Source organism: Clostridium sp. AF02-29, assembly GCF_934835585.1.
GTDB lineage: Bacteria > Bacillota > Clostridia > Lachnospirales > Lachnospiraceae > Otoolea > Otoolea fessa.
Genome location: NZ_CAKVZK010000001.1, coordinates 74,511 through 95,560, shown reverse-complemented (window position 1 = coordinate 95,560; position 21,050 = coordinate 74,511). Strand labels below are relative to the sequence as shown.

Sequence of the window (21,050 nt, the reverse complement as noted above, 5' to 3'; positions counted from 1 at the left end):
TAGTATAACATCCCATTTTTAAACGAGTTTCAACTACATATAAACTGAATGTAAACGAACCGTGAAAAAAATGTGTTGCACCGTTCACAATCAGTTTAAACTTATGTGGTATACTATGAGTACTTATGATATTACATCTTTTTAATTGAATTATAGGGAGGTTTTACGGATATGTGTCACATTCTCGTGGTAGAAGATGATGCGAAACTGCGTTCCCTGTTCTGCACGGTACTCACCAACAATGGTTATCTGGCGCTTCCGGCAGAAAGCGGCGAAAAAGCATTATCTCTTTTAGATTCTGAATATGTAGATCTCATTATTTCGGATATTATGATGTCCGGAATGGACGGATATGAACTGATTGATCACCTGCGGACGAGTGGATTTACGATGCCGATCCTGATTATCACCGCCAAAGAGCGCTTTGAAGACAAGCAGCGCGGCTTTCAGGCAGGCACGGATGACTACATGGTGAAGCCGATCGATGTCAATGAGATGGTTCTGCGGGTTGGCGCCCTGCTCAAACGCGCCAAGATCGCGACGGAGCATCGGATTGTCTGCCAAAATACGATTCTCGACTACGATGCACTGACGGTCACGGTCAACGGGCAGGAGACGCTTCTGCCGCAGAAAGAATTTTATCTTCTATATAAATTACTTTCTTATCCAAATAAGATTTTCACGAGGCAGCAGCTCATGGACGAAATCTGGGGGCTTGACTCGACAACCGACGAACGGACGGTCGATGTGCATGTCAACCGGCTGCGCGAACGGTTTAAAAACTGCGATGATTTTATCATCATGACCGTGCGGGGTCTCGGCTATAAGGCGGTGAAAACAGAAGCATGATCAGCAAGAACTTTACCAAATATTTCCAGATTCCACTCTACTGGCTGACCCTCCTGGTCTTTTTCTTCCTGGTGTCCTCGTTGATACCGATGCTGACCGGATATTTTGTCTCGCTGCTCACAAGCGGAACAGATAAACACGAAGTTTTTCGGATTTTCGGTCCGAATTTTCCGCGTCTGATGTCATTTTTGAGCAGCCTTGCATTCAGTATCGCGCTGTCGCTGTTCCTCTGGTCGAAAATCCTCTGCCCGATCGGTTCCATAAGCCTTGCCGCTAAGCAGGTAGCAGACGGAGACTTTTCTGTTCATGTGCCAAATTCGAAGTCTTTGCAGGCGATCTGTGAACTAACCGACAATTTTAACCGTATGGTGCAGGAGTTAAACAGCATCGAATCGCTGCGAAATGATTTCGTGACCACGGTTTCCCATGAGTTCAAGACACCGCTCGCCGCCATCGAGGGCTATGCGACATTGCTGCAGGATCCATCTCTCTCAGAGGCGGACCGGAATGAATACACGCGCATCATCATCGACAGCACGCGCCAGCTTACCACGATGACCGGCAACATTCTTCTGCTTTCCCGCCTGGAAAAGCAGGAGATCGTGACTGGCCGCACGAAGTTCAGCCTCGACGAACAAATCCGTCAGGCGATTCTTCTGCTGGAACCGCTCTGGGAGAAAAAGCATCTGAATCTCGACGTTGATTTGACGGCGTGCAAATTTTACGGCAACTGTGAGATGCTGCAGCAGGTCTGGATCAATCTCCTGCAAAATGCCATCAAATTCACCCCGGCTGGCGGTATGCTTTCTGCCAAACTCGTTATCACAGGAGATAAGGTGCGTGTCTCCATCCGCGATACCGGCGTCGGCATGGATGACGCCACGATGAAACGGATCTTTGAAAAATTTTACAGCAGGAACTCTGATCCCAATGAAAAGGGCAACGGGCTGGGACTTTCCATCACGAAACGGATCATCGACCTGATGCACGGTACCATCGAGGTATCCAGCCAGGTGGACGAGGGTAGCTGCTTTACAGTGATTCTGCCGCTTGAAAAAGCATAGAATCTCATCGGCAAAACATATTGTACCCGACAATCATCAGAGAAATGGCGATGCTGACCCATAGAAAATTCTTTGGGAAAATGAGCACCAGGGTCATGCCAAATCCCATTGAAAAAAGGACTAAACCAAATAAACGCTTCATAGAATGATACCTCTCTGAAATGTCTGTTTTCAAAAGAAGTTAAATAGCAGGCGATCATTGCCAGAGACATCTGACATTCGATCGTGTGCTATGATCATTCTATGAAGCGTTTTGATTTTAATTTCTTTATTTCTTCTCTTCCATCTCGCCCGCCATTTTCTCAGCTGTCTGCATCGTCTCCGCATCGATCGGTCCGGTGCTTCCGCCGACAAATTTATTGACGAGATCCGGTGCCATGTCGAGAACCTTGGTCAATGCATCCTGATGCTTGATATTGACCACCTTCGTCATGCCATTCTGAATGACCAGCACCGCGCTCGGCGTCATCTTGGCGCTCATGCCGCCCGCATTCTTCTCTTTCGCCGACTGACCAAACGCGCCCGCCGCCATGCCGCAGGTTACATCCACGAGTGGAAGTATAATCGCATCGCCAACTGTCACCGGCTCTCCCACGACTGTCTTTGTCGTGACGAACTCATCCATACCCTGAAATAATGCACCGATTGTCGATGCAAACTGATTGTCTGCCATATTATCTTCCTCCTCGGTTTCTATATTTATAAACCTGTGTCCGTACATTCTTATCCATCCAGATCCGAAGCGCCATCAATGCCAGCACGCCAATCTGGACTCTGCCCCGGAACGAAAGCTCCCCGTCCAGCGCATTTGCATCCATGACCGGAGTCAAATCAATCTTCTTTCCGTAAACTGGATACAAAAAAGCCGCCACACTCAAAATTTGTCCCATCAAATAAGGATCCTCCACGCCAAACGTAACCTGCCCGGACAGCTTTCTGGGAAATATATGCCGCAGAACTCGCATGAGCTGGCGTTTGATCAGGCGAAATGACTTCTGATTTTCTTCATTTTCTATAAATGCAAGGACGGATTGGCGTTTGTGCTCCAGGTTGTTGATTCGGGTAAGCAGCTTTGAGAGGGATTGCCGCAGGGCGCTCCATTTTTGTTTGAACCAGCTAATGATTCTAGGAAGGAACGATTCACGCTTTTCCTGGCTGGGATTTGATTTTAATTCATTCTTTGCCCGATGCGTTTCTCCTTCTGCCTCGGACACTCCCGCCTCCTTCACATCTGGAAATGCATCTGCATTCTTCACAGCTGGAGACATTTCCGCCTCCCTCTGCGCACTCCGTCTCTTCACCGCCTCCTCCAGCAGCCTGGCAGTTTCCTCCGCTTTCTCGATCGCGGCGTCTGTCTTCTCCGATGCTGCTTCCGCCCGCAAAATCAGTTCACCGGTGTCTAAATCATCATCCTCTGTTTTCTCCTGCGCACTTACAAATTCCAGCTCATCCGAATCCGCTGCCTGCGTGCCTTCCCGCACACGCCCAGATTCCGTATCTTTCTCTTCACTCTCACTCCCGAAAATCCGGAATCCAAACAACTTAACCGCATATCGAAGCCCATTTTCATAAGCAATCCGCAGCGACACCGCATGAAGCAGCCAATGGATATGCAGATGCACGCCAAAATCCTTGATACTGTGGTAGCTTCCGTTCCCCCGGTATCGAATCGGGACAAATAAAACCGCCATCAGGCACAGAAACAACAGTCCCAGAATGACAAGAAGCAGGATTCCGAGTATTTTCAAGATTATGAACAAAATATGCAGCACTCCATCCCCTCCCACTTCTTATTCTTTCATTGACAAATTCATGTATCAGCTCTGTATCATATGATGTTGGGGTCAAAAGACATTTTCAGTCCAAAAAAACTTCATAAAAGGCTGCAAAATACTTACCTCTTTTTCCTCAGCCTGTCTTCCTTCTCTCTCAGATACGTCTTCACATCAAATCCACCCGTCTCGCGGTACGTCTCATCCACAATCCGCCCCACCGTCTCCACGGCATCCTGGTAGCTCGCGCCGACCCCTACGATCAGCAGATCCGCCTGCTCCCGGTAATAATTCTGCCGGAGCACATAGGCAGGCAGGATGTCAAGCAGGTTGTGTCCGCCTGAGGCAGGCGTGATCACGTGAACGCCCGGCTGTACCTTTCCGAGGCGGAGTTTCTGTAGAATCGAAAAACGATGCTTTTTAGCAGTTTCTCCCAGATACAGATATTTATACCAAATCATCGTCCCCGCCTCCTAAAAAAGGAGAGCCTGATCCATGGCGCTCTAAAAACAGCACGTTTCCGGCTATTTCTCCCCGCCTGTCAGCTCTCCCTCCTTTACGTGATCAATCTTTTTTATAATTCTTAATAATCGACCGTCTCAGCAGATCCAGCGCCTGAATCACCGTCTGCTCACGCACCTTCTCGCGGTTTCCGCGGAAATGGTATTCCTCTACTTTGACTTTATCCTTCATATAACATGCGATATAGACGAGTCCCACCGGTTTCTCCTCGGTTCCGCCGTCCGGTCCGGCGATGCCGGTCACAGCGATACAGGCATCCGCATCCGTCGTAAATACACCGCCTGCAGCCATCTCACGCGCCGTCTGTTCGCTGACCGCGCCGTATTTTTTCAGGGTCGCCTTACTGACGCCCAGGATCTTTTTCTTTGCCTTATTGGAATACGTCACGTATCCCTCGTTAAAGACCTCTGAAGCCCCCGGCACGTTGACGATGCGTCCGGCGATCAGACCACCTGTGCAGGACTCTGCGGTTGTCACAGTCAGGTCGTATTTCTTTAAGAGGCGGACAACGACATCCTCCAGATTCTCATGCTCATCCGTCGTGTAAACCGCATTACCGAACCGTTTCTTGATCTCTTTGATAACCGGTTTTAACAGCTGTTTTGCCGCGTCTTCGCTCTCGGCTCTCGCGGTCACGCGCAGATGTACTTCTTTCGTCTTTGCATAGGTCGCAATCGTCGGGTTCGTCTGCTGGTCGATGAGGTCGAGAAGCATCTCCTCCACCTTGCTCTCCCCGTATCCGCAGATTTTGAGCATCTGGGAATAGATCACACAGTCAGAGCGTTTCTGAATATAGGCACAAACCTGATCTTCCACCATCGGATACAGTTCGTTCGGCGGTCCCGGAAGAAGAATCGCGGTCTTACCGTTTTTCTCCAGGGCAAGTCCCGGAGCTGTTCCGTTTGTGTTGGAAAATACCACCGCGCCCTCCGGCACCAGCGCCTGACGCCAGTTGCTATCCGGAATATCGGTGCGCTTGCGCTGCCGGTACCAGTCCTCCAGATGTGCCCGCACCTCCGGATCCTCGACTAACGACATTCCCATCAGCTCCGCGCAGACATCCTTCGTGATATCATCCTCCGTCGGTCCCAGACCGCCGCCGATGATAACGAGATCGGCTCTCGAGAGCGCCGTCCGGAAAACTTCTGTCATGCGCGCTCGGTTGTCCCCTACCGTCGTCTGGTAATAGACGTTAAGCCCCAGCTTTGCACACGTTTCCGATAAATACTGCGCATTGGTATTGACGATATTGCCAAGCAGCAGCTCTGTTCCTACCGAGATCAGTTCGACTATCATATCAGATACTCCCTTCTGTCAGTATTTTATGATTCTTGTAAATATAATCAACAAGTGACACAATCGTCAGCAGCAGCGCGATCCAGACACAGATCGTCGTGACAAACGCAAGCGCCGGAATATCCAGAATCAATAACACCACTGATACCATCTGAAACGTCGTCTTAAATTTGCCCCAATAGCTGGCGGCGATGACAACTCCGTTGTCCGAGGCGATCAGACGGAATCCGCTGATGATAAACTCCCGGCTGATGATGATGATAACCATCCAGGCTGGAAGCGCGTTCAGCTCAATCAGGCAGATGAGCGCCGAGCACACTAGAAGCTTGTCCGCGAGCGGATCCATAAATTTTCCAAAGTTCGTAACCAGATTGTACTTTCTGGCAATCTTTCCATCCAGAAGATCGGTCAGGCTGGCTATGATAAACAGTGCCAGTGCAATCATACGGAAGGTATGGTTTTCACCATTCTGCCAGAGAAGGAAAAACACAAAAAACGGAATCATGATGACGCGAAGCGTCGTAAGCTTATTCGGTAAATTCATCAGCCAACTCTCCTATCAAATCATATTCGAGTGCTCCCGTTACGCGGACACGGCAGAAATCGCCGGACATCAGCGGAACATCCGCATTGACAAAAATCAAACCATCTACGTTCGGCGCGTCTTTATAGGTACGTCCCACGAAAGCATTCTCGTCTGCCACTTTTCCCTCGATCATAACCTCAAGCACACGGCCTTTCATATCCTCGGCTTTCTCAAAGGCAATCTCCTGCTGCAGCTCCATGATCTCGTCGCGGCGGTCTTCCTTGACCTCCTGCGGTACCTGATCCGGATATCCGGCTGCCGGTGTGTCCTCTTCTGCAGAGTATGCAAACACGCCCAGGCGGTCAAATTCCATCTCATCGACGAACCGCATCAGTTCCTCATGATCCTCCTGTGTCTCACCCGGGAAACCGGAAATTAAGGTCGTGCGGAGTGCAATATCTGGGATCTCTTCCCGCAGATGTGCGATCCGCTCCCGAAGCTCCGCCTGATTCGTGCGGCGTCCCATCCGCTTGAGAACGGCATCGCTCGCGTGCTGGATTGGAATATCCAGGTAATGACAGACTTTTTCTTCCGTCTTGATCGCCTGAATCAACTCCTCGGTGATCTCCTCCGGATAACAGTACTGGATGCGGATCCATTCGATTCCATCGATCTGTGCCAGTTCATGTAAAAGTTTCGGCAGGGTCTTCTCTCCATACAAATCCACGCCGTAAAGCGTCGTCTCCTGTGCGACAAGAATCAGTTCCTTCACACCCTGATCCGCAAGCTCCTTTGCCTCTGCGAGAAGCTGCTCCATCGGCACACTGCGGTACGGTCCACGCAGGGACGGGATAATACAATAGGTACACCGTTTGTTACAGCCCTCGGAAATCTTTAAAAAAGCATAATGTCCGCCGGTCGTCACCAGACGTTTGCTCCGCATCTTCGTCTCCGGAAGTTCGGACAAATCGTGGAAATCAGATACCCTCTCGCCCTTCAGCGCCTCCGCCAGCACCTTGCTGACCTCATCATAGCTGGTCGTACCGAGAATACCGTCCACCTCCGGCACCTCCTGCAGGATCTCTTCCTTGTAACGCTGTGCCATACAGCCGCTGACTAAGAGCGCCTTGCAGGTTCCGCTCTTTTTGTACTCTGCCATCTCTAAGATAGTGTTGACACTCTCCTCCTTGGCATCGTTGATAAAGCAACAGGTATTGACCAGAATGACATCTGCCTCCTGCTCGTCATCGGTAAACGTGTACCCGTCCTGGCTCAGCGAACCCAGCATACGCTCTGCATCAACCAGGTTTTTATCGCAGCCAAGGGATATACAAAGTAATTTCATTCAATTCTCTCCTAATACCATATTTAAAAAATTTCTGTAACCATAATCGATTTGAACCGTCACAAAAAATCTATATCTAAGAAAAGACCATCTCCATGTACATAATGAACACGGGACGGTCTTCTGTCACCTTTTAGACCTCTTCCTCCGGGGAATCGTTCTCTGCTACAATTTTAACCTTAGAATGGTACAGCTCGTCGATCGCGATCGAAAGCGGTTTTCTTCCATTCTCAATGACCAGTGCCTCATCACCGGCGATCAGCTGTCTTGCACGCTTTGCAGTCGCAATTACGATGGAGTAACGGCTCTGAATCAGCGGTTCTTTCCCCGGCTCAGCCTCTTTGTTTACAACATTAATTAAGTCAAGATATGACGGACGCAGCATCATAATACATCTTTCTCCTTTCAGAATTGCTTCATCTCTTCTTTTATTTTTTCAATCAAAGTCTTGTGATTTTCTGTTCTGGCATGCATCGCCTGAATCAGTGCGTGCATTTTTTCTACACAGCGGTCTACCTCATCATTCACCAGAATGAAATCGTAGTCATCCATCTGCTTGGACTCCTCCGCTGCTCTCGAAAGCCGTGCGGCAATCTTCTCAGGTGTCTCGGTTCCACGACCTGCCAGCCGGTTTCTAAGCTCCCCGGCACTCGGCGGCGTGACAAAAATGAGAACTGCCTCCGGGAATTTCTTCTTGATTTTCAGGGCACCCTGAATCTCAATCTCCAAAAGGACATCCTTGCCCGCTTTCAGGTTGGAAAACACATACTCCTTCGGTGTGCCGTAATAGTTTCCGACATACTGGGCGTATTCGACCAGCTCATCGTGTTCGATCATCTGTTCGAACTCTTCCCGGGTCTTAAAGAAATACTCTCTTCCATCAACCTCGCCCTCGCGCGGTGCGCGGGTGGTCGCGGAGATGGAAAGGGCATAATTGTCATACCGCTCCAGCAATGCACGCATCAATGTTCCCTTGCCTGCCCCTGAAAATCCGGATATAACTGCCAGTACTCCCTGATTATCCATATATTTCGCCTGCTTTCTAAATTCTATCTATTATTACAATATTTCATATTCTCCGTATTTTCACCGCCAACGGCAGCTTTCCGTGAATACCTCTTCCAGCATGATCGGCTATTCAATATTCTGAATCTGCTCTCTGACTTTTTCGATCTCTGTCTTGAGTGCAATCGCACAATCGGAAACCTCCAGATCGTTTGCCTTGGAAAGGATCGTATTCGCCTCGCGGTTCATCTCCTGTGCAATGAAATCCAGCTTACGTCCGACGCTTCCGCCCGCCGTCAGCTCCTTGCGGGTCGCCTCGATATGGCTTCTCAGGCGGACCGTCTCCTCATCGGTGCAGATCTTATCTGCAAAAATCACAACCTCTGCCGCAATCCGGCCTTCATCGACGCTGCTTCCTTCCAGAAGCTCTTTCACCTTATCTTCCAGTTTCGCCCGGTATTCTTCCACGATCTTCGGGGAACGTTCTTCAATCTGATCGACCAGCGTTACCATATAGTCCAGCTTGCCAAGCAGATCCTGCTTCAGATTCTCACCCTCGCGTGTGCGTGTCTCGACAAATTTCTCTGCCGCCTCGCCGATCGCCTTTTCGAGAATCTGCCACATATGCTCCTCGTCCTCCGGCGCCTGCTCCATCGTAAAGACCTCCGGACACCGTGCAAGACGCATCACCGTCGCGTCATTCGGAATCCCAAGCTCGTCCGCCATCTGACGGAAATAATCCATATACTCGCCGGCCAGGGAACGATTGTACTTTAAGGACATCTTCTCATCCGTATAATCTTCATAGGAAATAAAGACATCTACCTTTCCCCGCTGAATGTATTTCTTGAGCTGCGCGCGAATCGCCGCCTCAAAGTAATTAAATTTCTTCGGCATCTTAATGCTGAGATCCAGGTAACGGTGGTTTACCGCCTTCATCTCCACAGAAATCTTATATTCATCCGTTGCCATCTCGCATCGGCCAAATCCAGTCATACTTTTAAGCATAGTGACGCCTCTCTCTTTCATCCATAGATAATGGTATTATAATGCAAATCGCCGCAAGCGTCAACCGAATTTAAAAGTGATTGTTTTTCGTGTCTTCTTTCATTATAATAGTAGATACTACACAAATAAAGGAGCACCAAAACCATGGCATTTGACGGAATTGTAATCGCAAACCTGGTTAAGGAGTTTAGTAACGCGCTTACCGGCGGCAAGATCGCAAAGATCACGCAGACCGAGCGCGATGAACTTCTTTTTACCATAAAGAACTTCCGGGAGACGAAACGGCTTCTTCTCTCGGTCAACGCAAGTCTTCCGCTGGCATATCTGACGGATACCAACAAGCAGGGACCGATGACTGCCCCGAATTTCTGCATGCTGCTTCGCAAGCACATCGGAAGCGGACGCATCGTGTCGGTCAGCCAGCCGGGTCTGGAACGCTGTATTCATTTTGAGATCGAACATCTGGACGAGATGGGTGACCTCTGCCGCAAGCTGCTTATCGTCGAACTGATGGGAAAATACAGCAATATCATTTTCTGCAGCCCTGACGGCACGATCCTCGACAGTATCAAACATATCTCCGTGCAGGTCAGCTCCGTGCGCGAGGTTCTGCCGGGACGGCAATATTTCCTCCCGCAGACGGTCGCGAAGCAGGATCCGCTGACTGCATCTGCCGATGATTTCGCCGCCATTCTGGCACAGTCACCGGCACCGGCAGGAAAGGCCATTTACACGAATTTCACCGGTATCAGCCCGGTCATGGCAGAAGAATTCTGCTATGAGGCATCGATCGATGCCGACCGCCCCGCATCGGAACTGAATGAGCTGGAGCGCACGCACCTCGGGCACACGCTGGAACTGGCAATGGAATCCATCAAAAATGGACAGTTCTCGCCCTGCATCGTATACCGTGAAGATGAGCCAATGGAATTTGCCGCTCTCCCATTGACCTCGTTCCCGCCGGAATATCAGGTCGAACACTTTGATTCGATCAGTAAAGTGCTGGAGACCTACTATGCGTCCAAGAACGTTATCACACGAATCCGCCAGAAATCCTCGGATCTGCGCCGGATCGTCCAGACTGCCCTGGAGCGCAATTATAAAAAATACGATTTGCAGCAGAAACAGTTAAAGGACACCGAAAAACGGGATAAATACAAGCTCTACGGCGAGCTGTTAAACACCTACGGTTATGAGCTGACCGGCGGCGAAAAAGAACTTGTCTGCACGAACTACTACACAGGAAAAGAGGTCAAGATCCCGCTTGACCCGCAGCTGACCGCCCGCGAAAATTCGCAGAAGTATTTTGACAAATATGGAAAGCTCAAACGTACTTTCGAGGCTCAGAGCCAGCTCATTGAGGAGACGAAGCAGGAGATCGAGCACCTCGAATCCATCAGTACCTCCCTCGATATTGCCTTAAAGGAGGAAGATCTGACCCAGATCAAGCAGGAGCTGACGGAATATGGCTTCATCAAAAAGCACGGTCCGGCTGGAAAGAAAATGAAAATCACAAGCCGCCCATTCCACTACCTTTCCTCCGACGGATTCCATATCTACGTCGGCAAAAACAACTACCAGAATGAGGAGCTGACCTTCAAGATCGCGACTGGAAATGACTGGTGGTTCCACGCAAAAGGAATTCCGGGTTCCCATGTCATTGTGAAATCCGAAGGAAAAGAGCTTCCGGACCGCACCTTCGAGGAAGCTGCCGGGCTGGCTGCCTACTATTCCAAGGGACGGGAAAATGAAAAAGTTGAGATCGATTATGTACAGAAAAAGCAGGTCAAAAAAGTAGCGGGCGCTGCTCCGGGATTTGTGATTTATCATACGAATTATTCGATGATGGCGACGCCGTCGAATCAGCTGGAAGAACTGCCATCATAATGCCGCCTGAAAAAAGACAATGTCTATATTTCTGCAATTCACAATGAGTCCAGTAAAAAACGCCACAGGCACACAACCCATGGCGTTTTTTTACTGGACTCAAATGAACTTAGCGAATCTCGCTCTTACCACCCATATACGGACGCAGAACCTCCGGAATGCGGACAGAACCGTCTGCCTGCAGGTTGTTCTCTAAGAATGCGATCAGCATACGCGGCGGAGCTACTACAGTGTTGTTCAAGGTGTGTGCAAAGTATTTGCCGTCTTTGCCGTTGACACGGATCTTCAGACGTCTTGCCTGTGCATCACCTAAGTTGGAGCAGCTTCCAACCTCGAAATATTTCTTCTGACGCGGGGACCATGCCTCTACATCAACGGATTTTACTTTCAGATCAGCCAGGTCTCCGGAGCAGCACTCCAGAGTACGAACCGGAATATCCATGGAACGGAACAGGTCCACGGTGTTCTTCCACAGTTTGTCATACCACATCTTGCTGTCTTCCGGTTTGCAGACTACGATCATTTCCTGTTTCTCAAACTGGTGGATGCGGTATACGCCTCTCTCCTCGATGCCGTGAGCGCCCTTCTCTTTACGGAAACACGGAGAATAGCTGGTCAGTGTCTTCGGAAGCTCTTCCTCCGGAACTACGGTATCAATGAATTTACCGATCATAGAGTGCTCGCTGGTACCGATCAGGTAAAGATCCTCGCCCTCGATCTTGTACATCATCGCATCCATCTCATCGAAACTCATAACGCCGGTTACAACATTGCTGCGGATCATGAACGGCGGGATACAGTAGGTAAATCCACGGTCAATCATGAAATCTCTTGCATATGCGATAACAGCAGAATGAAGTCTTGCGATATCGCCCATCAGGTAATAGAAACCATTTCCAGCTACCTTTCTGGCACTGTCCAGATCGATGCCGTTAAATTTCTCCATAATCTCGGTGTGGTACGGGATCTCGAAATCCGGTACAACCGGCTCGCCGAAGCGCTCGATCTCTACGTTCTCGCTGTCGTCTTTACCGATCGGAACACTCGGATCAATGATGTTCGGGATGGTCATCATAATCTTTAAGATGCGCTCGCCAAGATCCTTCTCCTGCTCTTCCAGCTCAGACAGGCGGGCAGACTGCTCTGCTACCTGTTTCTTCAGCTCTTCTGCTTCCTCTTTCTTTCCCTGACCCATCAGAGCGCCGATCTGTTTTGCAATCTTGTTCTTGTTCGCACGCAGATCGTCTGCTTCCTTCTTCGCTGCACGGTTCTTGGCATCCAGCTCAATTACCTCATCTACCAGCGGAATTTTCTTGTCCTGGAACTTATTTTTAATATTCTGCTTTACAATGTCAGGATTTTCTCTGACGAATTTAAGATCTAACATATCTTCCTCCTACTGTTATGCAATTAACTGCACGAAAACTAGTTATAATTATACTACAACTTTGTACGAATGAAAAGCCCTGTTTCAAGAGTTCCTCTGTTCTTCAAATCATTTTGTTATTGTTCACGCATACGTGCCCAGTAACATCATTTTTGCATTTTGAAACAAAACAGGATAGACTGCCCATTATATTTAACTCAACTTCGTCAAATAGGACAGACACGCCTCCAGGCACAGTCCGTCCTGCTCCGGGGCACCAAGTTCTTCTGTCTTTTCCACACATTTTTTTGTAAAAGCTGCCGCCCGTCTGACGGCTTCCTCCATCGGCACACCTCGCACCATGCTGGCACCGATGACTGCTGCAAAGACATCCCCGGTTCCGTGGTAATTGCCCGCCACAAATTTAGTTGCATGAAAGACCGGCTCCTTGCCGCGCTCATGGATCACGTTGAGGATCTGTTTGCCCTTGACCACGCCTGTCAAAATGACTGACCGCGCGCCCAAAAGGTGAAGCTTCCAGGTCAGATCTGAGAGCTTGCGCTTACTCCATCCATTTTCCTGATACAGCGTGTCCGTCAGGGCACAGGCTTCCGTCAGATTTGGCGTGACAACGTCCGCATACTGCATCAGCTCCCGCATCGCCTCGATCAGATCCTCGTCACAGACGCTGTAGAGATGTCCGTGGTCGCCCATCGTCGGATCTACCAAAACCTGCGTATTTTCCCGTTTGAAATCCCGGATAAAATCTGCCACGATCGACGCCTGTCTGGCGGAACCTAAGAATCCAGTCATGATTCCGTCCATCTCAAATCCCATCTTCCGCCACGGCTCCAGGTATGCCTCCATCCGATCGGTATAATCATCCATATAGCATTCCGGATATCCCGCGTGATTGGACAGCACCGCCGTCACCACCGGACAGCACTGTACCTTGAGGGCGCTGATAACCGGCATCGCCGCCGTCAGCGAACAGCGCCCATAGCCTGACAGGTCATTTAAAACCGCTATTTTCTTCTGAATTCCTTCCATGTATAATTTTTCCTCATTTTCTTAGATTTTAAGCAACTTTATAATCTAACATATTCTCGCAGCAGATACGACTGCCTGTGGCATGATTCTGGTTTCTACAAGCGTGTATCTATGCATTTGTGTTTCATAAGCCGCACACTCTAATGACGCAACAAGGAGACTGCGCCCGGACAGATGTTTTTCCCATTCTGCCCAACCACAGTCTCCTGTATGTATTTCATTTTAATTCTTCTCGACTGAGATAAAATTGCCTTATGCTCTCGCTTCTACAGACAATGCATCCAGAAAACCTGCCTTGCGGAGTGCCGGACGAACTGCCATATATATAACAACAGACGCAATCGTAGATGTCACCGCATTGATCGAAGTCGCTGCGATATTCCATGCAAGTGTGAGCTCTGCCGCCGGTTTACCAATGATCCAGAGTTTATAATAATATCCGATCAGCGGATCTGCAATGACGTTGAACAAAAGACCTGCCACCGCTGCTGCAATCGTAAAACCAAGGATGTGGTTCTTATCGGTGCTCCGGTCAATCTTGCCCAGACGATGTGCTACGAATCCGGCGATCAGTCCGATGCAGAGTTTGCAGATAAATGTCTTCGGTGCATATACAATATAAACCGGATCGAGAAGGTCACCTATCGTCATGCCGATAGCACCTCCCAAACCGCCGTAAAAGCCGCCGACTAAGAGTGCCCCGATGACACAGACTGCATTTCCCAGATGAATGGAAGTTGCATCGCCGCCCGGAAGTGTGATCTTCACCTGTCCGTATGTAAATACGACATAGGAGAGAGCTGCCAGCAGACCGACCATCGCGATTTTGTAAGCCTGATTTGATTTGTTTGCCATGATGTTTCATCCTCCCTTGTTATTGGACTCATCATAGCACAATCTTGTCCCCTGAAAAACATACAGTTTTTATCATTTTAAGCAGGTCAGTTATAACTTGCCACTTTTTTATCCGGATTAATCATGTGCCTCCACGCACAAAAGGACGCCTTTCTCCAGCTCCAGAATGCCCTCTTCCCGTTTGAGTTCATTGCTGATGCAGAGACTCGTCCCCAGCCCGATCGTCCGCCGCTGGAGCGGGTATTTAAATCCCCGCAGCGTCAGTCCCTCGACAGTCTCGGTCATCGGCAGGAACGAAATGTATTTTCCATACACCTCTTCCCGGTGAAATACCTTATGCCCGCCCAGAAGATACAGGCGGTTGCGGGCATCATAAATATTCACTTCCATTCCCTGGCAGAAAAACTGATACATCAGCTGGATATTGCCGATGGCGTGATCCATACGGCCGCCCAGCGCCCCCAGGATATCAACTGCCTCACAGCCCTGGCGCGCCGCCGTCAAAAGCGCCAGCTCCGTATCCGTCTCATCCTTCTCCGGTTTATGGATCTCAAATTCGATGCCCGGCTGGTTCTGATATTCTTCCAGAACCTTTTTATCCACCGTGTCCAGATCGCCGACCACCGCATTCGGAGAAATATGCAGCGGGCGCAGAACCTCCAGCCCCGCATCTGCCGCAATTACATAGTCATACGAGCGCTGTGAGAGAAAATCTTTCGCAAACGCAATATCAATCGTTCCGCCTGTCACAATCAAACAACGCTTCATCTTCATCATCCCTGTTCAAATTCCTGAAAAATATTTAAAAATGTTTTTACATTCCCAGCCGGGTTTCCCTTAAATACGGCGCTTCCCGCCACGATCACATCGGCTCCTGCCTCTAATACCGTCCGCACATTGTCCGGCGTGATTCCGCCGTCCACCTCAATGCGGGTGGAAAGTCCCCTCTCGCTGCACATTGCGCGCAGCTTCTTGATTTTTTCTACCGTATATGGAATAAATTTCTGACCGCCAAATCCCGGGTTGACCGTCATCAGAAGAACCATGTCCACCTCCGGCAAAATAACATCCAGTGTCTCAACCGGGGTCGCCGGATTTAACGCTACACCTGTTTGCAGCCCTGCCTCACGGATCTGCGCGATCGTGCGGTCCAGATGAAGACAGGCTTCCTGATGCACACAGATCAGATCCGCCCCCGCTTTTTTGATATCCTCTACATAACGTCCCGGTTCTTCCACCATCATGTGTACGTCAAACACACGATCCGTCACCGGGCGCAGGCTCTTAATCACCGGCATTCCAAAGGAGATACTCGGCACAAACGCGCCATCCATCACATCCAGATGGATGTACTGTGCGCCTGCCTTGTCCACCTCAGCGACCTGCTCTCCCAGCTTCGTAAAATCTGCCCCCAGAATCGAAGGTGATAATATAATCATGGTTCTTTCCTCCCAATTTCTTGTATAATACCGTCAACGGCTGCTTCTGCCGTATTTCTTTTTCTCTTTTAATTCCTGATACATCAAACGGTAATTGTCATACCGGCTCTGCCCGATCTTATGCTCCTGCACCGCCGTCTTGACGCCGCATTCGCGCTCGCCAATGTGGACACAGCCTAAGAAACGGCATTCATCCTCATATGCCTCAAATTCCGGGAAAAAGTCCTTGAGCGCCTCCGGCTCCAGATCCTCGATATAGAGAGAACTGAATCCCGGCGTATCCATCATATAGGTGCCCTCTTCCACGAAAAACAGTTCTGAATGGCGCGTCGTATGTTTGCCCCGGCGGATCTTCTCACTGATACCGCCCGTCTCCATCTGTGCCTCCGGCTGGATAAAGTTCGTGATCGACGATTTTCCGACACCCGAAGGTCCTGCCAAGACCGTTGTTTTCCCAATGATCAACCGATGAAACTCCTCCAGCCCTGATTTTTCGTAGGTGCTGATAAAATGCACCGGATAGCCCGCCGGTTCATAGATTGCACGCAGCTTCTCCTGCTCGGCTGCATCGACCAGATCGATCTTGTTGAAACAGATGCTGACCGGAACTTCCTGCCGTTCCATCATGACGAGGAAGCGATCGAGAAGGTTTAAATTTGGCATCGGATCGGTGATGGCAAAAACCACCACCGCCTGATCAACATTTGAAACCGCCGGGCGGATCAGACGGTTTTTACGAGGAAGGATCTCATCGAGATTGCCTGTCGCCTTCTCCTCATCGAGAACACTGATCTCCACGTCATCGCCTACCAGCGGCTTGATGCCGCGATTTCGGAAAATTCCCTTTGCACGGCATTCATATACCTTTCCAATACCGTCGTGTACATAATAGAAACCGCCGATCCCTTTAATTATCTTTCCCTGCATATCTGTACCTTACAACTACCTCTTATTAATTATCTGAAACTTCCACAAATTCAAGCTGATACGTTTTTAGAACCCGATCGTTCGTCAGATCGAGGATCTGCAGCTCGCCTGTCTGCACACCGTCCGCTCCCTCGATATTATAATGAATCGGAAGCGTGATATCGCCGCCGATCTCCCTCGGTTCCATGACCGTCTTAGTCACAGTATTGCCGGCAATCGTCTGCTTCATCACAATACTGACGCGGATATGCGTATCTCCGGAACTTGGTCCAAACAGTTCACTCATCTGGAATTCATCGTTGATCGCCGCCACATAGCGGGTTCCTTTTCCCAGACTGACTGTATAGCCAATGGCACTTCCCTCCGGTGTATCTGTTTTCTCCAGGACATCCTGACTGATGATCTTGCCCTTTGCTACTTCTGAACTCTTCGCTTCCTTGCGCTCGCCAAGCTCTAATCCGACCGCTTCCAGAACAACTTTTGCATTTTCCTCTGAAAGCCCTGTAATCCTCGGCATCGGTACCGTCGGTACGTTCGGACCTGTGCTGACATACAGCGTCACCGTACCGCCCGGATCCACGCTGGACGGGCTGTACCGGATCACTATACCGGAGGCAACCGTATCGCTGCTCTCTTTCTGCACTACTACGGTCAGTTTATTTTCTTCTGCCAGAAGCGTCTCTGCATCCTCGCCGGACATCTCTTCCAGTCCAAGTTTCGTCAAATCTATTGCCTCATTGCCTTCTCCGATCGTGACGATAACTTCCGTCTGTTTCGAGACAACCGTGCCGCTGGCAATACTCTGACCGATGACCTTCCCTTTTTCAGAGGTTTCCGACTTTGCATATTCATAACGGATTTTCAACGACTGCTTTTCCAATGCTGTCTTCGCCTCATCCTCCGTCATGCCGTCCAGCGGCGGAACCCTGCACTCCGTTGATTCCAGACTCTCGCTCTCAGACGCCTCCGAAGAAGCTTCAACGGTCGTCTTCGGATGCTTCTGACTACCAGATCCCAGATTAAAGATGCCTGTCAACTTCGCAGCAATGACAATCACAACCACCACAATCAATACGGCTGCACCGATTCCAATCATCGTAAGCAGGCGCTCCATCTGCGGATTGACATCCTCGCTGTCTTCTTCTATACGGCGTCCCTTCCGTCTACGGTCTGGGCGCCTTGAGGTTTCTTCCTCATAGACATCCGTCTCTTCTTCCTGCCAACCTTCTATCTCTTTCTCCGGCTGTTCCGGCTCTTTCCAGACTACCTCACCACGTTCATTTTCTGTCGGAACCGGTCCGGTCTTTTCACTCACTGCCGGATGTTCCATCGTCTGTTCCAGATTTCGATTTCTCTGTGCCTCCATCTGGCGGTTCAGTTCCTCTGCCCCGCGCACGACTGTCGGGGAATTTTCATCAAATTCCGGTTCTTTTTTCAGAAAATCATCGTTTGGATCCACCAGCGCATGGCGCAGATCCGCGATCAGCTCATACGCATTCTGGTAACGGCGTTCCGGCTTTTTCTGGGTACATTTTAAAATAATGCGGTCCAGGCTTGCCGACACCTCCGGGTTGATGCGGCTCGGCGGCTGCACCGGTTCTTCCAGATGTGCCAGTGCCACTGAAACCGGGGTATCCCCGTCAAACGGAAGTTTTCCTGTTAGCATCTCATACATCGTGATTCCCAGTGAATACAGATCGCTTCGTCCGTCGCTATAATTTCCTTTTGCCTGCTCCGGCGAGATATAATGCACGGAACCGACCGCATTGACCCCGATCGTCTGGGACGATACAGCTCTGGCGATACCGAAATCCGCCACCTTCACCTTGCCGTCACGCGATATAATCATATTCTGCGGTTTGATGTCCCGGTGCACAATATGCTGGTCATGTGCCGCTGCCAGTCCCTGCGCTACCTGGATGGCAATTCCAATCGTTTCTTTGACGCCCAGATGACCTTTCTTGAGAATATAGCTTTTCAGCGTGATTCCCTCGATGAGTTCCATGACGATATAATGAAGACTGCCCTCATCCACAACGTCATAAACACTCACAATATTGGGATGGGAAAGCCCTGCCGCCGCCTGCGCCTCCATCTTGAATTTGCTGACGAAATTCGCATCCTGGCTGTACTCATCCTTTAAAACCTTGATCGCCACCAGACGGTTCAGAGTGTGGCATTTTGCCTGATACACCTCTGACATGCCGCCCGTACCAATCAGTGAGAGGATCTCATAGCGATCCTGCAGATAAGTTCCCGGTTTCAGCATCATGATTCTCTCACCTCCTTGATCTGCGGGTCAATCAATATGACCGCGATATTATCTTTCCCGCCGTTCTGGTTTGCGAGCGCCGTGAGCGCCCTTGCCTTGGTGTCCAGGCTTCCCGGCAGAAGCACCATCCGGTAAATTGCTGAATTATCCACCATATTGGTTAACCCGTCCGAACACAGCAGTATGTAATCGCCCGGGTTCAGTGAAACCTCAAAGAAATCCGGCTCCACATGCCCACCGATCCCGACTGCGCGGGTAATGATATTTTTCTTCGTCTCATATTCCCGGCTGCCGCGGCTCATCTGTCCCAGCGAGACCATCGCCTCCACGTAGGAATGATCCCGGGTAATCTGATGAATGCCGGAGCGCTCAATCCGGTAGAGACGGCTGTCCCCCACGTTTGCCACGTAGAGTGTATTTCCCTGAATGGAAGCCGCTACCAGCGTTGTTCCCATGCCGGCAAGCTCCTCGCGCTCACAGGAAAGGGAATAAAGTTCCTGATTGACTGCCTCGATCCCCTTTCGAAGCGCCGCGACCGGCTCATTCTCACCACTCTCTTTGATATATTCCGGCATATGCTCGATCAGATAGCGCGAAGCGAAATCTCCCGCCTGATGACCGCCCATTCCGTCCGCCACGACAAACAGGTTGGAGAGTTCTCCCACCGGCTCCGTGCTGGCAAACTGGGCGTCCTGATTGACCTTACGCATTTTTCCGATATCCGTCAGTGCGTATGCTTTCATTTGACCGCCGCACCTTCTTTCTCCTGCTCTTTATCCATATAGCTCTTCCGGAGCTGTCCGCAGGCACCGTCTATGTCGCGCCCCATCTCGCGCCGGATTGTCACATTGATTCCCTTAGATTCCAGACATCCCTTAAATGCTTCGATCGCTTTCCGTCCCGACTGTACATAAGAGCGCTCCTTGATCGGATTGACCGGAATCAGATTCACATGCCCGTGCTGATCCTGAATCAACGCCGCCAGCTCGCGCGCCTCGTCCAGATTGTCGTTGACTCCCTGCACCAGGCTGTACTCAAACGTCATGCGGCGTCCCGTTTTTTCAAAATAGTAATGACAGGCCGCCAATACATCCTTTAACGCATATGTACGCGCGATCGGCATCAGGCTCTTCCGCACCTCGTCATTCGGCGCATGCAGAGAAAGTGCCAGCGTGATGGTCAGTCCCTGATCTGCCAGCTCCCGGATCTTCGGAACCAGCCCACAGGTGGAAACCGTCACATTCCGCTGACTGATATGCAGTCCGCCTTCCTCCGTCAAAAGATGGATAAAGCGGATCAGGTTATCGTAATTGTCCAGCGGTTCACCCGATCCCATCACAACCACGTTGGAAACGCGTTCGCCTGTATCGCGCTGAATCTGATAAATCTGGTCCAGCATCTCCGACGGGCGCAGGTTCCGTTCCAAGCCGTCCAGGGTCGAAGCACAGAAACGGCAGCCCATCCGACACCCCACCTGCGAGGAAATACAAACGGAATTTCCATGCTTATAACGCATCAGGACACTCTCGATGACATTGCCGTCCGCGAGGCGGAACAGGTACTTGCGGGTTCCATCGATCTGCGAAATCTGCACCCGTACCTTTTCCAGCGATACATACTCGCACGCGTCCTGCAGCTTCTGCCGGAGTACCTTGGAAAGGTTTGTCATATCGTCAAAGGAAGATGCCAGTTTTTCATGCATCCACTGATAGATCTGGGCGGTCCGGAATGGTTTTTCGCCCAGACTCACCAAAAAGGCACGCAGTTCCTCCTGCGTCATTGATTTTATATCCTGCTTTTCCATATCGGACTGCCTCCCTCTCTCCTATATGCACTCTCGGAGTCTTTCCTATATTTATTCATACAC

21 protein-coding genes are annotated in these 21,050 nt (G+C 50.2%); 3 read left to right on the top strand and 18 right to left on the bottom strand.

The genetic code is table 11. From position 1 onward, the window contains the following. Positions 1-171 precede the first annotated feature (171 nt). A complete protein-coding gene (locus PUQ60_RS00385) occupies positions 172-849 on the top strand; it encodes a response regulator transcription factor (protein ID WP_273380662.1) in 678 nt (225 codons plus the stop codon). Beyond that, positions 846-1,913, top strand: coding sequence for a HAMP domain-containing sensor histidine kinase (locus PUQ60_RS00380; RefSeq protein ID WP_273380660.1), 1,068 nt, complete (start codon positions 846-848; stop codon positions 1,911-1,913). Before PUQ60_RS00385 ends, PUQ60_RS00380 begins: the two co-directional genes overlap by 4 nt. Positions 1,914-2,181: 268 nt before the next feature. Here the strand turns inward: PUQ60_RS00380 and PUQ60_RS00375 are convergent, their stop codons facing one another. From PUQ60_RS00375 to PUQ60_RS00335, 9 genes are all read right to left on the bottom strand, one after another. Then, positions 2,182-2,586, bottom strand: a complete 405-nt coding sequence (locus PUQ60_RS00375; protein ID WP_022360264.1) for a GerW family sporulation protein — start codon at positions 2,584-2,586, stop codon at positions 2,182-2,184. A gap of 1 nt (position 2,587) precedes the next feature. Continuing rightward, the gene (locus tag PUQ60_RS00370; RefSeq protein WP_273380658.1) at positions 2,588-3,685 is read right to left on the bottom strand and encodes a hypothetical protein; all 1,098 of its coding nucleotides are present in this window, start codon (positions 3,683-3,685) and stop codon (positions 2,588-2,590) included. A gap of 122 nt (positions 3,686-3,807) precedes the next feature. Further along, positions 3,808-4,146 carry a hypothetical protein gene (locus PUQ60_RS00365; protein WP_022360266.1) on the bottom strand — a complete coding sequence of 113 codons (339 nt, stop codon included), beginning with the start codon at positions 4,144-4,146 and terminating at the stop codon, positions 3,808-3,810. A gap of 103 nt (positions 4,147-4,249) precedes the next feature. After that, on the bottom strand, positions 4,250-5,503 hold the full coding sequence (locus PUQ60_RS00360) for a competence/damage-inducible protein A (protein WP_273380654.1): 1,254 nt from the start codon (positions 5,501-5,503) through the stop codon (positions 4,250-4,252). Position 5,504: 1 nt separating this feature from the next. Beyond that, a complete protein-coding gene (gene pgsA / locus PUQ60_RS00355; RefSeq protein ID WP_118628485.1) occupies positions 5,505-6,047 on the bottom strand; it encodes a CDP-diacylglycerol--glycerol-3-phosphate 3-phosphatidyltransferase in 543 nt (180 codons plus the stop codon). After that, positions 6,031-7,374: a 30S ribosomal protein S12 methylthiotransferase RimO gene (rimO, locus tag PUQ60_RS00350; RefSeq protein WP_273380651.1), complete on the bottom strand. Its 1,344-nt coding sequence runs from the start codon at positions 7,372-7,374 to the stop codon at positions 6,031-6,033. The genes pgsA and rimO overlap by 17 nt, the downstream gene beginning before the upstream one ends. Before the next feature lie 133 nt (positions 7,375-7,507). Continuing rightward, the gene (gene rpoZ / locus PUQ60_RS00345) at positions 7,508-7,759 is read right to left on the bottom strand and encodes a DNA-directed RNA polymerase subunit omega (protein ID WP_107000406.1); all 252 of its coding nucleotides are present in this window, start codon (positions 7,757-7,759) and stop codon (positions 7,508-7,510) included. Positions 7,760-7,779: 20 nt separating this feature from the next. After that, the gene (gene gmk / locus PUQ60_RS00340; RefSeq protein ID WP_273380649.1) at positions 7,780-8,400 is read right to left on the bottom strand and encodes a guanylate kinase; all 621 of its coding nucleotides are present in this window, start codon (positions 8,398-8,400) and stop codon (positions 7,780-7,782) included. A 108-nt stretch (positions 8,401-8,508) separates the two neighbouring features. Continuing rightward, positions 8,509-9,387 carry a YicC/YloC family endoribonuclease gene (locus tag PUQ60_RS00335; protein WP_118468641.1) on the bottom strand — a complete coding sequence of 293 codons (879 nt, stop codon included), beginning with the start codon at positions 9,385-9,387 and terminating at the stop codon, positions 8,509-8,511. 144 nt (positions 9,388-9,531) lie between these two features. Here PUQ60_RS00335 and PUQ60_RS00330 point away from each other — a divergent pair, with 144 nt between their 5' ends. Then, positions 9,532-11,274, top strand: a complete 1,743-nt coding sequence (locus tag PUQ60_RS00330) for an NFACT RNA binding domain-containing protein (protein ID WP_273380646.1) — start codon at positions 9,532-9,534, stop codon at positions 11,272-11,274. A 109-nt stretch (positions 11,275-11,383) separates the two neighbouring features. Here PUQ60_RS00330 and serS read toward each other — a convergent pair whose 3' ends face one another. The 9 genes from serS to rlmN form a co-directional block, all read right to left on the bottom strand. Beyond that, positions 11,384-12,661, bottom strand: coding sequence for a serine--tRNA ligase (serS, locus tag PUQ60_RS00325; protein ID WP_022360274.1), 1,278 nt, complete (start codon positions 12,659-12,661; stop codon positions 11,384-11,386). A 192-nt stretch (positions 12,662-12,853) separates the two neighbouring features. Further along, entirely contained in the window at positions 12,854-13,690 is an 837-nt protein-coding gene (locus PUQ60_RS00320) for a pyridoxamine kinase (RefSeq protein ID WP_118472671.1), read from the bottom strand. Positions 13,691-13,942: 252 nt separating this feature from the next. Then, positions 13,943-14,545, bottom strand: a complete 603-nt coding sequence (locus PUQ60_RS00315; RefSeq protein WP_022360276.1) for an ECF transporter S component — start codon at positions 14,543-14,545, stop codon at positions 13,943-13,945. A 117-nt stretch (positions 14,546-14,662) separates the two neighbouring features. Continuing rightward, positions 14,663-15,313: a thiamine diphosphokinase gene (locus PUQ60_RS00310; protein ID WP_273380743.1), complete on the bottom strand. Its 651-nt coding sequence runs from the start codon at positions 15,311-15,313 to the stop codon at positions 14,663-14,665. A gap of 5 nt (positions 15,314-15,318) precedes the next feature. Further along, a complete protein-coding gene (gene rpe, locus PUQ60_RS00305) occupies positions 15,319-15,984 on the bottom strand; it encodes a ribulose-phosphate 3-epimerase (RefSeq protein WP_022360278.1) in 666 nt (221 codons plus the stop codon). A 33-nt stretch (positions 15,985-16,017) separates the two neighbouring features. Beyond that, entirely contained in the window at positions 16,018-16,911 is an 894-nt protein-coding gene (rsgA, locus tag PUQ60_RS00300; protein WP_022358687.1) for a ribosome small subunit-dependent GTPase A, read from the bottom strand. A gap of 25 nt (positions 16,912-16,936) precedes the next feature. Beyond that, on the bottom strand, positions 16,937-19,183 hold the full coding sequence (pknB, locus tag PUQ60_RS00295; protein ID WP_273380746.1) for a Stk1 family PASTA domain-containing Ser/Thr kinase: 2,247 nt from the start codon (positions 19,181-19,183) through the stop codon (positions 16,937-16,939). Further along, entirely contained in the window at positions 19,180-19,926 is a 747-nt protein-coding gene (locus tag PUQ60_RS00290) for a Stp1/IreP family PP2C-type Ser/Thr phosphatase (protein ID WP_273380748.1), read from the bottom strand. The genes pknB and PUQ60_RS00290 overlap by 4 nt, the downstream gene beginning before the upstream one ends. Next, a complete protein-coding gene (gene rlmN, locus PUQ60_RS00285; RefSeq protein ID WP_022358690.1) occupies positions 19,923-20,987 on the bottom strand; it encodes a 23S rRNA (adenine(2503)-C(2))-methyltransferase RlmN in 1,065 nt (354 codons plus the stop codon). Before rlmN ends, PUQ60_RS00290 begins: the two co-directional genes overlap by 4 nt. Positions 20,988-21,050 lie beyond the last annotated feature (63 nt).